The organism is Peterkaempfera griseoplana, assembly GCF_001418575.1.
Classification (GTDB): Bacteria; Actinomycetota; Actinomycetes; order Streptomycetales; family Streptomycetaceae; genus Peterkaempfera; species Peterkaempfera griseoplana.
In genome coordinates, this window is the sequence record NZ_LIQR01000570.1 from 1 (window position 1) to 13,492 (window position 13,492).

15 protein-coding genes are annotated in these 13,492 nt (G+C 72.6%); 10 read left to right on the forward strand and 5 right to left on the reverse strand.

The genetic code is table 11. The features are described from left to right. The 6 genes from AOK09_RS32970 to AOK09_RS32995 form a co-directional block, all read left to right on the forward strand. The coding region (locus AOK09_RS32970; protein ID WP_245687592.1) for a thiamine pyrophosphate-dependent enzyme at nt 1-395 on the forward strand (395 nt) is incomplete at its 5' end. Beyond that, nucleotides 392-1,414, forward strand: coding sequence for an alpha-ketoacid dehydrogenase subunit beta (locus AOK09_RS32975; protein ID WP_055590893.1), 1,023 nt, complete (start codon nt 392-394; stop codon nt 1,412-1,414). The genes AOK09_RS32970 and AOK09_RS32975, both read left to right, overlap by 4 nt. 5 nt (nt 1,415-1,419) lie before the next feature. Continuing rightward, nucleotides 1,420-2,730, forward strand: coding sequence for a dihydrolipoamide acetyltransferase family protein (locus AOK09_RS32980; protein ID WP_055590894.1), 1,311 nt, complete (start codon nt 1,420-1,422; stop codon nt 2,728-2,730). 75 nt (nt 2,731-2,805) lie between these two features. Next, nucleotides 2,806-3,207: a MerR family transcriptional regulator gene (locus AOK09_RS32985; protein ID WP_055590895.1), complete on the forward strand. Its 402-nt coding sequence runs from the start codon at nt 2,806-2,808 to the stop codon at nt 3,205-3,207. A gap of 32 nt (nt 3,208-3,239) precedes the next feature. Continuing rightward, nucleotides 3,240-3,587 (forward strand): thioredoxin, encoded by a 348-nt coding sequence (gene trxA, locus AOK09_RS32990; protein WP_055590896.1) that lies wholly within the window; start codon nt 3,240-3,242, stop codon nt 3,585-3,587. Nucleotides 3,588-4,118: 531 nt separating this feature from the next. Then, nucleotides 4,119-5,513 (forward strand): globin domain-containing protein, encoded by a 1,395-nt coding sequence (locus AOK09_RS32995; RefSeq protein ID WP_245687593.1) that lies wholly within the window; start codon nt 4,119-4,121, stop codon nt 5,511-5,513. Nucleotides 5,514-5,599: 86 nt separating this feature from the next. Here the strand turns inward: AOK09_RS32995 and AOK09_RS33000 are convergent, their stop codons facing one another. Together AOK09_RS33000 and AOK09_RS33005 are read right to left on the reverse strand one after the other, a co-directional pair. Further along, a complete protein-coding gene (locus tag AOK09_RS33000; RefSeq protein ID WP_055590897.1) occupies nt 5,600-6,148 on the reverse strand; it encodes an NUDIX domain-containing protein in 549 nt (182 codons plus the stop codon). Nucleotides 6,149-6,367: 219 nt separating this feature from the next. After that, complete coding sequence (locus AOK09_RS33005) at nt 6,368-6,745, reverse strand: phage holin family protein (protein ID WP_055590898.1); 378 nt, start codon at nt 6,743-6,745, stop codon at nt 6,368-6,370. A 74-nt stretch (nt 6,746-6,819) separates the two neighbouring features. On the opposite strand from AOK09_RS33005, the gene AOK09_RS33010 reads away from it, so the two are divergent. From AOK09_RS33010 to AOK09_RS33020, 3 genes are all read left to right on the forward strand, one after another. Then, nucleotides 6,820-7,137: a cupin domain-containing protein gene (locus tag AOK09_RS33010; RefSeq protein ID WP_055590899.1), complete on the forward strand. Its 318-nt coding sequence runs from the start codon at nt 6,820-6,822 to the stop codon at nt 7,135-7,137. A gap of 5 nt (nt 7,138-7,142) precedes the next feature. Next, nucleotides 7,143-7,811: a thiaminase II gene (gene tenA / locus AOK09_RS33015; protein ID WP_055590900.1), complete on the forward strand. Its 669-nt coding sequence runs from the start codon at nt 7,143-7,145 to the stop codon at nt 7,809-7,811. Nucleotides 7,812-7,969: 158 nt separating this feature from the next. Next, the gene (locus AOK09_RS33020; protein WP_055590901.1) at nt 7,970-8,170 is read left to right on the forward strand and encodes a DUF5326 family protein; all 201 of its coding nucleotides are present in this window, start codon (nt 7,970-7,972) and stop codon (nt 8,168-8,170) included. Between the two features lie 76 nt (nt 8,171-8,246). Here AOK09_RS33020 and AOK09_RS33025 read toward each other — a convergent pair whose 3' ends face one another. The 3 genes from AOK09_RS33025 to AOK09_RS33035 all read right to left on the reverse strand — a co-directional run bounded on the left by AOK09_RS33025 (nt 8,247) and on the right by AOK09_RS33035 (nt 11,409). Further along, entirely contained in the window at nt 8,247-9,725 is a 1,479-nt protein-coding gene (locus tag AOK09_RS33025; RefSeq protein WP_055590902.1) for an SPFH domain-containing protein, read from the reverse strand. A 141-nt stretch (nt 9,726-9,866) separates the two neighbouring features. Continuing rightward, nucleotides 9,867-10,067 carry a hypothetical protein gene (locus AOK09_RS33030; RefSeq protein WP_055590903.1) on the reverse strand — a complete coding sequence of 67 codons (201 nt, stop codon included), beginning with the start codon at nt 10,065-10,067 and terminating at the stop codon, nt 9,867-9,869. Between the two features lie 73 nt (nt 10,068-10,140). Beyond that, nucleotides 10,141-11,409: a YibE/F family protein gene (locus tag AOK09_RS33035; protein ID WP_055590904.1), complete on the reverse strand. Its 1,269-nt coding sequence runs from the start codon at nt 11,407-11,409 to the stop codon at nt 10,141-10,143. A gap of 198 nt (nt 11,410-11,607) precedes the next feature. Between AOK09_RS33035 and thiC the strand changes: the two genes are divergently transcribed. Next, complete coding sequence (thiC, locus tag AOK09_RS33040; RefSeq protein WP_055590905.1) at nt 11,608-13,392, forward strand: phosphomethylpyrimidine synthase ThiC; 1,785 nt, start codon at nt 11,608-11,610, stop codon at nt 13,390-13,392. Nucleotides 13,393-13,492 lie beyond the last annotated feature (100 nt).

Genomic DNA, 13,492 nt, shown 5'->3' on the forward strand with positions numbered 1-13,492 from the left:
ACACCGTCCTCGGCGAGGCCGTGGAGCACGCCCGCTCCGGCCGGGGCCCGGTCCTGGTGGAGGCCGTCACCTACCGGCTGGACGCACACACCAACGCCGACGACGCCGGCCGCTACCGCACCGACGAGGAGGTCGCGCTCTGGCGCGAGCACGACCCGGTACAGCTGATGGAGCGCCATCTGCGGGACGCCGGGCTGCTGGACGACACCGCGGTGCGGGCCGCCGCCGACGCGGCCGAGCAGCTCGCCGCGCGGATGCGCGAGGAGTTCCACACCGACCCCGTGCTGGACCCGATGAGCCTCTTCACCCATGTCTACGCCGAACCCACCCCGCAACTGCGCGAGCAGGCCGACCTGCTGGCCGCGGAGATACGAGCCGAGGCGGCCGCCCGATGACCACCGCGACCAGCACCCCCACCGTCCCCGCCGCGGCCGCCACCGCCACCATGGCGCAGGCCTTCAACACCGCGCTGCGCCACGCACTGCGCGACGACCCGTCCGTGCACATCCTCGGTGAGGACGTCGGCACCCTGGGCGGGGTCTTCCGGATCACCGACGGCCTGGCCGCCGAGTTCGGCGACGACCGCTGCACCGACACCCCGCTCGCCGAGGCCGGGATCCTCGGCACCGCCGTCGGCATGGCCATGTACGGGCTGCGCCCGGTGGTGGAGATGCAGTTCGACGCCTTCGCGTACCCGGCCTTCGAGCAGCTGGTGTCGCATGTCGCCAAGATGCGCAACCGCACCGCCGGACGGCTGCCGCTGCCGATCACCATCAGGGTGCCCTACGGCGGCGGCATCGGCGGGGTGGAGCACCACAGCGACTCCTCCGAGGCGTACTACGCCCACACCCCGGGACTCCACGTGGTCACCCCGGCCACCGTCGAGGACGCCTACGGCCTGACGCGGGCCGCCATAGCCTCCGACGATCCGGTGGTGGTGCTGGAGCCCAAGCGGCTCTACTGGTCCAAGTCCGTCTGGAGCCCCGAGCAGCCCGCCGCGGTCGCCCCGCTCGGCCGTGCGGAGCTGCGCAGGCCCGGGACGTCCGCGGTGCTGATCACCTACGGGCCGTCCCTCCCGGTCTGCCTGGAGGCCGCCGAGGCGGCCGCGGAGGAGGGCTGGGACGTGGGTGTGCTGGATCTGCGCACCCTGGTCCCGTTCGACGACCGCACGGTCTGCGAGGTGGTCCGGAGCGTCGGCCGGGCGGTGGTGGTGCACGAGGCGTCCGGCTTCGCCGGGGTCGGCGCGGAGATCGCCGCGCGGATCACCGAGCGCTGCTTCCACCATCTGGAGGCCCCGGTGCTGAGGGTCACCGGGTTCGACATCCCCTATCCGCCGCCGATGCTGGAGCGCCACCATCTGCCAGGGGTGGACCGGATCCTGGACGCGGTGGCCCGTCTGCAGTGGGAGGACTGAACCCGATGCCCGTGGTGCGCGAGTTCACCCTGCCCGATCTGGGCGAGGGCCTGACCGGAGCCGAGATCGTCCGCTGGCTGGTGGAGGTCGGCGAGGTGGTCGCCGTGGACCAGGCCGTCGTCGAGGTGGAGACGGCCAAGGCCAGCGTCGAGGTGCCCTGTCCGTACGGCGGTGTGGTCACCGCCCGGTTCGGCGCGGTCGGCGAGGAGGTGCCCGTCGGGGCTCCGCTGGTCACCGTGGCGGTGTCCGCCCCCGAGGGCGGCGACGGGACCGCAGGGTCCGGCAACGTCCTGGTCGGCTACGGGACGGCGGGGCACTCGGCCGCGTCCCGGCGCCGGCGGGTGCGGCCCGAGCAGACCCTGACGGGACCCGCGGCCGCCCCTGCGGCCACCGCCCCGCCCGCTTCTCCCGCGCGGCCCACCCGCAGCGGTCCGCTGCCGGTGATCTCGCCGCTGGTCCGCAGGACCGCCAGGGAGCTCGGGGTCGATCTGGCCGCGATCACCGGAAGCGGGCCCGACGGACTCATTTTGCGGGCCGATGTCACCCGTGCGGCGGCCTCCGCTGTTTCACGTGAAACATCCTCCACCCTCTCCGACCCTTCCCTGACCTGGGACGACGAGGTGGTGCCGCTGCGCGGGCTGCGTCGTGCGGTGGCCGAGAAGCTCTCCCGCAGCCGCCGGGAGATCCCCGACGCCACCTGCTGGGTGGACGCCGACGCCACCGGACTGCTCGCCCTCAAGGACCAGCTGGCCGCCTCCGCCACCGCGCCCCGGATCGGGCTGCTGCCGCTGCTCGCCCGGATCTGCACCGCGGCCCTGGCCCGCCACCCGGAGCTGAACTCCCGGGTGGTCACCGAGCCGGACGGCACACCCACCGGGATCCGCCACCAGCGTGCGGTCCACCTCGGCTTCGCGGCGCAGACCGAGCGCGGTCTGGTGGTGCCGGTGGTACGCGACGCCCATCTGCTGACCACCGAGCAGCTGGCCGTCGAGATGGCCCGGCTGACCGAGGCCGCCCGGGCGGGCAGCCTCTCCCCGGCGGAGCTGACCGGAGGCACCTTCACGCTCAACAACTACGGCGTCTTCGGCGTGGACGGCTCCACCCCGATCATCAACCACCCGGAGGCCGCGATGCTGGGCGTCGGCCGGATCGCCGCCAAGCCCTGGGTGCACGGCGGTGAGCTGGCCGTACGGCAGGTCACCCAGCTCTCCTTCACCTTCGACCACCGGGTCTGCGACGGAGGGACCGCCGGCGGCTTCCTCCGCTTCGTCGCCGACTGCGTGGAGAACCCGGGGGAGCTGCTCAGACGGCTGTGACTCCCGTACGGCTGGCCTTGACGTCGGCGTCAAGGTCTACCGTCGTTCCGACGGCGCAGCCGGGAGGAGCGGGCCATGCGGATCGGGGAGCTGGCGCAGCGTGCGGGGACGTCCACCCGCACGCTGCGGTACTACGAGTCGCGTGGGCTGCTCAGTGCCCGGCGCGCGGTCAACGGGTACCGCGAGTACGACGAGGACGATCTCCGGCTGGTGCGGGAGATCCGCGGACTGCTGGACTTCGGCTTCGGGCTGGAGGAGACCCGGCCCTTTGTGGAGTGCCTGCGGGCGGGCCACGACGCCGGTGACGCCTGCCCGGCGTCGCTTGAGGTCTACCGCCGCAAACTGGCCGAGCTGGACTCCTGCATCGCCCGGCTGGAGGGCGTACGCGAGCAGTTGCGGCACCAGCTGGCCATGGCGGACTCCGCCCGCGCGGTACCCGAGCCCCGGTGCGAACTGTCACCGCACCCGGGTCTGTGACCGTTCACCGGACGAGACAAGGGGAGCAGCAGATGGGACAGAGTCTGACCACGGACGGCGGCGCGGTGCGCACCGTCACGGATGCGGACTTCGCCGCCGAGGTGCTGGCGGAGGAGCTGCCGGTGCTGGTGGAGTTCACCGCGTCATGGTGCCCGCCCTGCCGGATGCTGGCGCCGGTGCTGGCGGACATCGCCCGCGAGGAGGCGGGGCGGCTGCGGGTGGCGGTGCTCGACGTGGACGCCAACCCGGAGACCACGGCGGCGTACGGGGTGCTGTCGATGCCGACGCTGATGGTGTTCCGGGCCGGTGAGCCGGTGCGCTCGCTGGTGGGGGCCAGGGCCAAGCGGCGGCTGATGCAGGAGATCGCCGACGTCCTCTGAGCGGTGTGACGGAGGGGGCGCTTTCGCGCGAGGGTAGCGCGCCGGTGGTACGCGCGCCGGGTAATTCACACTCTTTGTCGGATGAGCTGAGCAGGCATGTAAGGCTGAGGGCCGACGGAATTCCACCCCTGCTGACTGGGACGCATTCTGAATTCCGCCGATCAAAAGTGATCAGATTCGAAGAATTGTTTCTGCATTGCGGAGTCGAGGCCGACCATGGAAGCTCTGACGACCGAGCCGGACCAGGAGCGGGGCGGCGCGCGGCACCGGGGGACCGCCGCGCCGGTCCTGGTGCGCGCAGGGGTGGGTTCCACCGCGCCCGCAGCGGTACCGGGTATGACGGGAACCGCTGTCCGGGAGTCGCTGACCGTCATCGAGGTCCCCCCGGCACCGCCCGCAACGGCGGCGCCGGTACCTGCGCGGCCCGGATCGGCGGCATCGCTGCCCCCGGCGGCCGTGCCGGGGTCCGCCGTGCCCCCACCGCCGGCACCGGCACAGACCCCGCAGGCCCTTCCGCCCCAGCCCGTTCCGGTGGCCACGGTGCCGCCGCCGGCACCGGTGTCGGCGGCCACCGTCCTGCTGCCACCCGCCCCGCCGCGGCCGACGGCCATTCCCGCAGCCACCCTGCGGCCCCCCTTCGAGCCGCTGATCACCCGGGCACCCAGCCTCAACTGGGCGGGCCCCGGCGACCACTGGAGCCGTGCCTGGGGCGTGCCCGAGCCGGTCGTCGCCCGGCCCGCGCCGCTGGCCCTGCCCAGCGCGGCCGTGCCGGCGCGCACCCCGGAGAGCCAGGCCGCCGACGACCCCACCCCCGCCGACCTGGAACTGGTCCGCGCCTCCCTGGGCGTCCTGGAACCGGTCGCCGAGCGGGCCACCGCCCACTTCTACGCCCTGCTCTTCCTCAACCACCCCGAGCTGCGCTCGCTCTTCCCCGCAGCCATGGACGTCCAGCGCGACCGGCTGTTCCGCGCCCTGCTCGCCGCCGCCCGCACCGCCGCCGACCCGGCGGCCCTCGCCCGGCAGCTGCACCCCGTGGGCCGCAGCCACCGCCGCTACGGCGTCGTCGCGGAGCACTACGGCCCGTTCGGGGAGTGCCTGCTCTCGGCGCTGGCCCGCTACTGCGGCAACCGCTGGGACGCCCGCACGGAGACCGCCTGGCGGCGCGTCTACGGCCTGATCTCCCGCACCATGAGGGAGGGCGAGGCGGACGGTGCGACCGGCCCCTCCTGGTGGCAGGCCGAGATCGTCGCCCATGAGCGGCGCACCCGGGAGATCGCGGTCGTCACCCTGCGGCCCGACCAGCACTACCCCTATCGCGCGGGTCAGTACACCCCGTTGGAGACCCCCTGGTGGCCCAGGGTCTGGCGGAACTACTCCATCGCCTGCGCCCCCCGCACCGACGGCCTGCTCACCTTCCATGTGAAGGCGGTCCCGGCAGGCTGGGTCAGCAACGCCCTGGTGCACCGCGCCCGTCCCGGCGACGTCCTCAGGCTGGGGCCGCCCGAGGGCGGCATGGTGGTGGACCACACCAGCGGCGGCAGTCTGCTCTGCCTGGGCGGCGGCACCGGCATCGCGCCGATCAGGGCCCTGGTGGAGGAGGTCGCCGAACGCGGCGCGGGCGACCGGCGGGTCCAGGTCTTCTACGGGGCCCGCCGCAACGAGGAACTCTACGAACTGCACCCGATGCTGCGCCTCTCCCAGCAGCACCCCTGGCTTTCGGTGCACCCGGTGATCTCCGACCAGCGCACCCTGGGTCTGTCCGGGACGCTTCCGGAAGTGGTCGAGGCCCATGGGCCGTGGGACGAGCACGACGCCTACCTCAGCGGTCCGGCGGCCATGGTGCGCCGGGGAGTGGACGCCCTGCTGCGGGCCGGGGTCGCGGGTGAGCGCATCCGCCACGACCTCGGCGCGGCGACCACGGCCTGAGCGGCCGGCGGCGGCGCGCGGGCCGTACGGCAGCGTTCGGTGCGGCCCCGTCCGGTACGGCGGGGCCGGTTCCGGGCAGGGCCGGTTCAGGTCAGGTCGGGGGCCAGCAGCGCCCGGACGCCCTCGATGTTGGCCGCGAGATAGGCCCGCAGCGACGGCGGCACCACATTGACCGAGGTCACCCCCTCGCGGGTGAAGGGCAACCGGACCACCTCGTACTCACCCGCCGGCTGCTCCACCTCGGGTCCGTGCCGGCGTGCCGGGTCCATGGACTCCAGTCGGCAGGCGAAGAAGTGCTGCACCTTGACGCCGTGCGGAGGAGTCCCGGGGCTGTCGCCGGGGGACGGGTTGCCGGGGTGGTGCTGGGGGTGCAGCACGGTGTCCACGAAGGCCGGCACCACATCGCCGACCTTGCCGCCGATCTCCTCGTCGATCTCCCGGTGCAGCGCCTCCACCACACTGGAGTCGCCCGGGTCCACCCCGCCGCCCGGGGTGACCCAGTACGGGGTGCACCCCGGCCGGGTGCGTTTGATCAGGATGATCGAGGCCGGGCCGGCCGGGTCGGCCGGGTCCAGGTCGAGCACGATGGCGCGGGCGGTGCGTTTCACCACAGGGCGGTGGGCTGCGGAGCCCATGGTCACCTCCGGGCGGCCCCGGTGGACGGGGCGGTTCTCGCTGTGAGCGGCAGCCGTGACGGCTGTTGCCGGGGATTCTGCCGCGCATCGGCGGCGACGAAACCCCTTGTGGAGCGGCTACGGGACGCGTCCCGGCCCAGGCAGGAACCCGTACGGGCGGCCGCGGGCCCCTGGAGGATCCTGCGGCCGCCCGCGGCGGTTCGTCATCGGTAAAGGGGTTCAGTCGTCGTCGCCGAAGGCGAGGTTCAGGCCCCAGGACACAATGCTGATGATCAGGGCGCCCAGCAGCGCCGCCCAGACGCCGTCCACATGGAAGTCCAGGCTGAGCCGGCCCGAGGCCCATGAGGTGAGCCAGAGCATCAGCCCGTTGATCACAAAGGTGATCAGGCCCAGGGTGAGGATGAACAGCGGCAGCGAGAGCAGCTTCACCACCGGCTTGATGATCCAGTTCACCACCCCGAAGACCAGGGCCACCAGTACCGCGGTCAGCACCTTGTGCCCGGTCGAGCCGCCGGAGAGGGAGATCCCGCCGACAAGCCAGGCGGCCACCCAGATGGCCACCGCATTGATCAGTGTCTTCACCACAAAACTCTTCATGGCGGTGATCGTCGCAGCCGCAGGTCCCGAACCGGAAGCCCCGCGTCCCCCGCGCTGGTGTTGAATACCCTGCTGTGAAGATCTTCCGGCTGGACGACCTGGACGAAGAGCGCGCCGCCAACCAGGGCGCCTATCTGCGCTTCCTCCGGGAACGCCACATGTCTGCCGGCCTTTACGCCCTCTCCCCCGGTGACACGGACACCCAGCGGCCGCACGCCCAGGACGAGATCTACCTGGTGGTGAGCGGACGGGCCTATCTGACGGTCGGCGAGGAGACCGCGACCGTCGCGCGCGGCACCGTCGTCCATGTGCCCGCCGGGGTCCCGCACCGCTTCCACCACATCACCGAGGAACTGCGGGTGCTGGTGGTCTTCTCCCCACCCGAAAGCTGAGGATCATGAGTCTGCCCTTCACCAGGCATCTGTGGGAGGCCGCCGAGCCGACCTACCGGGCCGTTCTGGAGCACCCCTTCCTGGCCGGCCTCACGGACGGCACCCTGCCCCGGCAGGCGTTCCGCCACTTCGTGGTGCAGGACTCGCACTACCTGCGCGACTACGCCCGTGCGCTGGCCGTCTGCGCGGCCAAGGCCCACAACGAGCAGGACGTCCGCTCCTTCGCCGACGACGCGGTGGGGGCGATCGCGGCCGAACAGGAGATGCACGCCGAGTTCATGGCGGCCCTCGGCTCCGACGCCGCCACCGCGGCGGCCGAGCCGGTGCTGCCCACCACCCGTGCGTACACCAGCTATCTGCTGGCCACCGTGTACGGCGGCTCCTTCGCGGAGGCCGTGGCGGCGGTGCTGCCCTGCTACTGGATCTACGCCAGGGTCGGCGAGGAGCTGCTCGCCAAGTCCTCCCCGGACCCCCTCTACGCCCGGTGGATCGCCACCTACGGCGACGAGGCCTACCAGGGCGTGGTGCGGCGGGTGCTCGCTCTCACGGACCGCCTGGGGGAGGGGCTCTCCGAAGCGGAGCGGGAGCGCGCGACCGAGCACTTCACCACCACCGCCCGCTATGAGTGGATGTTCTGGGACGCCGCCTGGCGGGGCGAGACCTGGCCCGTCTGAGGGTCCGTCCCCGAGGCCGGCGGTCAGGGGAATGTCCGGGTCTTCTCGGGGCCGACGACCCTCGTTCCGGTTGCCGCCCGCCCGTACGATCGAGATGTCCACAGCGGACGGGACGCGGCATCGCAGGGGCCGGTCCGAGGGGAGAGAAGGAAACGGACATGGCTGAGTTCTGGAAGTCGCTGCCCGGCTGGGTGCGCAACGTGGTCGTCCCGATCGTGGTGCTGATCGTGTTGTGGAACGTGCTCTGGGCGGTGCTCTCACTGGTCGGTGCCATCGTCGCCTTCGCCGTCAAGGCGCTGATCGTGGTCGGCATCGCCGCCGCCGTGGTGATCCTGGTGAAGAAGGCCGCCAAGAGCTAGCGCCGTCACCGGACACCCTCCGACAGCAGGGCGCCCGCACACCCCTCGGGGTGTGCGGGCGCCGCTGTTTCCACGGTCAGCCCTGTGCGTCCTCGGACTGGACCGGAACCCGCTGCGCCACCGGAGCGCCGCCCGGCTGCTCCTGGGAGGACCCCGCCCCGGCGGGGTTCATCGCACTCAGCAGCTGCCGGGCCAGACCCAGCCCGGTGCCGCCCATGGTGAGCGCCTTGGCGAACAGCTCGGACATCCCGTCCGCGCCGTTGAGCAGCACCATCTGGTCGACGCTGCCGAACGCCGACGCGCCCGCCCGGACGATCTCCGGCCAGTTCTCGGCGAGCTGCTGCGCGACCACGGCCTCCTGGTTCTCCGCCAGCGCCGCCGCCCGGGCCTTGATCGCCTCGGCCTCCGCCAGGCCCTTGGCCCGCGCCGCCTCCGCGGCCGCCAGGCCCTGCGCCCGGGACGCCGCCGCCTGTGCCTCACCGGTCGCCCGGGTGGCCTCCGCCGCGGCCAGTCCGCGTGCCTTGGTGGCCTCCGCCTCCGCGGCCGCCGCGGTCTTCACCCGGGTCGCCTCGGCGGCCGCCCGCAGCTCCGTCTCCTGCGCCTGCGCCTGCGCCGAGGAGATCCTGGCGTCGCGCTCCGCCTCGGCCAGGGTCCTGGTCTGGTACGCCTGGGCGTCGGCGGGCTTGCGGACGTCCACCTGCAGCTGCTGCTCCCGGCGCTGCGCCTCCAGCTCCGCCACCCGGGTCTCCTGGACCACGACCTCCTGGCGGGAGGCGGCCTCCGCCAGCGGTCCGGCCTGCCTGGCCTGGGCGGCGGCCTTGTCCATCTCCGCCTGGTAGCCGGCCTTCTGGATCTCGCTGTTGCGGGTGGCTTCCGCCTTGCGGGCCGCGGCCTCCTGCTCGGCCTCGGTCGCCTGCCGGTCGGCCGCGGCCTGGGCGATCCTGGCGTCCCGCTGGACCGCGGCGGCGTGCGGCGCGGCGAGGTTCTTGATGTAGCCGGTGGGGTCCAGGATCTCCTGGATCTGCAGCGAGTCGATGATCAGGCCGAGCTTCTCCATCTCCGTACCGGACGCCGCCCGGGTCTCCCCGGTCAGCCGCTCCCGGTCGCGGATCATGTCCTCGACGGTCAGGCTGCCCACGATGGAGCGCAGATGACCGGCGAAGACGTTGTGCACCCGCTGACCCATCATCTTCTGCTGGTCCAGGAAGCGGCGGGCGGCGTTGGCGATCGACACCATGTCGTCGCCCACCTTGAAGATCACCACACCCCTGACCCGCACCGGGATGCCCTGGCTGGTGACGCACTCCACGTCCAGATCGGCCTCGTTGAGGTCGAGGGAGAGCTTGCGCACCACCTGGATCCCGGGCGTGACCAGCGTTCCCCGGCCGGTGACGATCCGGAACCCCATGCCCTCGCCCAGACCTTCGGTCCGGTGCTTGGAGCCGGAGATCACCAGCGCCTCGTTGGGTTCGGCGACCCGCCACATCAGCTTGAAGACCACGATCAGGACCACGAACGCGACGACGACCGCCGCCGCTCCGATGCCGATGACCATCGGCACATACCCCCTTCGAGCCGTCCGCGAAGTGTGGACGGCGACAGACGAGTGTGCGCCGGTGTCCGCCGCTTGGGAAGCGGCGCGGACAAAGTTGGGACGATCTTGATACGGGCTTCACGCCCGTACTCTGACGGACCGTCACCCGAAGGCGCGGGCCACATAGACCGTGCGCGGCGGCTGGTACTCCACCACCACGACCTGCGTCCCCACCGCGATCCGCTCACCGGGCTCCACGGGGTACGCCAGAAAGGCCTCCGCCCCGCCGCGCACCGGCACCATCACCTCGCCGACCAGCCCGGGTCCCACCGCACCGGTCACCCGTCCCTGACGCCCCACCATGCGACCGCCTCCCCTGCCGAAAGGGTACGGGCGCCCCCGTAGCCCGGACAGTCCCCGCGGTCCCCGGTCCCGGTCAGCGCCTCACCCGGTGACGGGCATGGCCGTGCACCACGGGGGCGCCCGCCGCCCCCGCCGGCGCGGGCACCCGGTCACGCGCCGCGACCAGCGCCGCCAGCGCCGTGGTCACCGGGACGGACGCCACCAGCCCGATGGACCCCACCAGGGTGCGGACGATCTCCTCCGCGACGATCTCACTGGTGGCCACCGTGCCCACGCCCCGCTGGGAGATCGAGAAGAGCAGCAGCAACGGCAGCGCCGCACCCGCGTACGCCATCACCAGGGTGTTCACCGTGGAGGCGATGTGGTCGCGACCGATCCGGATCCCCGCCCGGTAGAGCCGGCGCACCCCCAGCTCCGGGTTGGCGGCCCGCAGCTCCCAGACGGCCGACGTCTGGGTGACCGTCACATCGTCCAGCACCCCCAGCGAGCCGATGATCACCCCGGCGAGCAGCAGTCCGTCCAGACGGATACCCGGATACAGGGAGTGCACGAGGGCGGTCTCGTCCGAGGTGTTGCCGGTCAGCTTGGTCAGCCCGATGAAGACCTCTCCCAGCACCCCGATCAGCGCCAGCGAGGAGAGCGTGCCGATCACCGCCACCGAGGTGCGGGCCGACAGCCCGTGGCACAGGTACAGCGCCACCAGCATGATGGCGCCGCCGCCCACCACCGCCACCAGCAGCGGACTTCGGCCGTGCAGCACCGCGGGCAGGATGAAGAGCGACAGGATCGCGAAGCTGACCACCAGCGCCACCAGAGCCGTCAGCCCGCGCATCCGGCCCACCGCCACCACCGCCACCGCGAACAGCCCGGCCAGCAGCGCCATCGGCACCGCCCGGTCGGCGTCGGTGATGGCGTAGCGCAGCCCGGCCGGGGCGTCGGGCGAGTCCGTCAGGATCACCTTGTCCCCCACCGCCCAGCGTCCGGCCATGTCCGGGGTCACGGTCTGCTGGACCGTCCGGCCGGACTGGGAGCCGCTGGTCAGCCGTACCGACACCCGGGCGCAGACCGCCTTGCCCGCATCCCCCTGGCAGGGGGCCGCGGCGGTGGCGACCACCGTGCCCCGCACCGTCCGCTGGTCGAAGCCGACCCCGGCCGACCCCGCGCTGTGCGGCGGCACCCCGCCCGGCCAGAGCACCACCAGACCGGCCACCACCGCCACCGCGAACGGCACCAGCACCGCCGCGATCACCCGCCGCAGCCGGGCCGACGCGGGTGCGGCCGGGCCGTGGTGATGGCCGTGGCCATGGCCGTCGGCATGCCGGTGCTCGTCCTGATGTGCCACGGGGACGTCCTTCCAGGGGTGGGGCGGACCAAGGGAACCACGCGGAGGCCCTCTGGCTCCACGCGCCGCGTGGCCACTACGGTGGGATCCGTCTGACGCAGACGCGGGAGCTCGGAGCACCGGGCTGAGAGGGCACTGACCGCTGTGCCGACCGCCGAACCTGACCGGGTAATGCCGGCGTAGGGAGTAGTGGCTCCGATGAGCACGCACGAAGATCAGCACACGTCTGTCCACAGCGGGTACCCCACCCCCGCCTGGCGCAAGGCCTACCGCACCGGTTCCCGTCCCGACCTGCGGGTCCCCTACCGGGAGGTGCACCTCACCGACGGCCGGACGGTACCGCTGTACGACACCTCCGGTCCGTACACCGACCCGGCGTACGCGGCCGACGTACGGCGCGGACTGCCGGCGCTGCGCGACCCGTGGATCCGGGAGCGGGGCGACGTCGAGGAGTACCCGGGACGCGAACCCCGCCCCGAGGACGACGGCCGCAGGCCCACCGCACCCGGGGACGGGCTGCGCGGACTGGACGCCGTCTTCCCCGGCGGTCCGCGCCGCCCGCTGCGGGCCCGCGGCGGGGCGGCCGTCACCCAGCTCGGCTACGCCAGGCGCGGGGTGATCACCCCCGAGATGGAGTTCACCGCGCTCCGGGAGGGCCTGGCGCCGGAGTTCGTCCGGGACCGGGTGGCCCGCGGCCGCGCCGTCATCCCGGTCAACGTCAACCATCCCGAGGCGGAGCCGGTGGTCATCGGCACCGACTTCCTGGTGAAGATCAACGCCAATATCGGCAACTCCGCCGTCACCTCCTCCATCGAGGAGGAGGTGGAGAAGATGGCCTGGGCCACCCGCTGGGGCGCCGACACCGTCATGGACCTCTCCACCGGCCGCAACATCCACACCACCCGCGAGTGGATCCTGCGCAACTCCCCCGTCCCCATCGGCACCGTGCCCCTCTACCAGGCGCTGGAGAAGGCGGGCGGCCGCGCCGAGGAGCTCAGCTGGGAGGTCTACCGCGACACAGTGATCGAGCAGTGCGAGCAGGGCGTCGACTACATGACCGTGCACGCCGGGGTGCTGCTGCGGTACATCCCGCTCACCGCCCGGCGGAAGACCGGCATCGTCTCGCGCGGCGGCTCCATCATTGCGGCCTGGTGCCTGGCGCACCATCAGGAGAACTTCCTGTACGAGCACTTCGAGGAGCTCTGCGACATCCTCCGCGCCTATGACGTCACCTACTCCCTGGGTGACGGCCTGCGCCCCGGCTCCATCGCCGACGCCAACGACGACGCCCAGCTCGCGGAGCTGCGCACCCTCGGCGAGCTCGGCAGGATCGCACGGGGGCGCGATGTGCAGGTGATGATCGAGGGACCCGGGCACGTCCCCATGCACCGGATCCGGGAGAACATGGACCTGCAGAAGGAGCTCTGCGACGAGGCCCCCTTCTACACCCTCGGGCCGCTGACCACCGATGTCGCCCCCGGCTACGACCACATCACCTCCGGGATCGGCGCCGCCATGATCGCCTGGTGGGGCACCGCCATGCTCTGCTACGTCACCCCCAAGGAGCATCTGGGCCTGCCCGACCGGGACGACGTCAGGACCGGGGTGATCACCTACAAGATCGCCGCCCATGCGGCCGACCTCGCCAAGGGCCACCCCGGCGCCCAGGCCTGGGACGACGCACTTTCCGACGCCCGCTTCGAGTTCCGCTGGGAGGACCAGTTCAATCTGGCCCTCGACCCGGAGACCGCACGCTCCTTCCACGACGAGACGCTCCCCTCCGAACCGGCCAAGACGGCCCACTTCTGCTCCATGTGCGGGCCGAAGTTCTGCTCGATGAAGATCAGCAGGAGCATCAACGAGAAGTACGGCGACGGTGCGGCGCCGCCCGAGTACGACGAGGCCGCGGTCGAGGGCATGAAGGCCAAGTCCGAGGAGTTCGCCGCCCAGGGCAATCGGGTCTACCTCCCGCTGGCGGACTGACCGGCACCCCGGACGGCGGGGCTGCGGGAGGCGACCGCCTCCCGCAGCCCCGCCGTGTGCTGTCTGCTGATCCGCGTCCCCCGTCCCGCGTCCCCCGTCC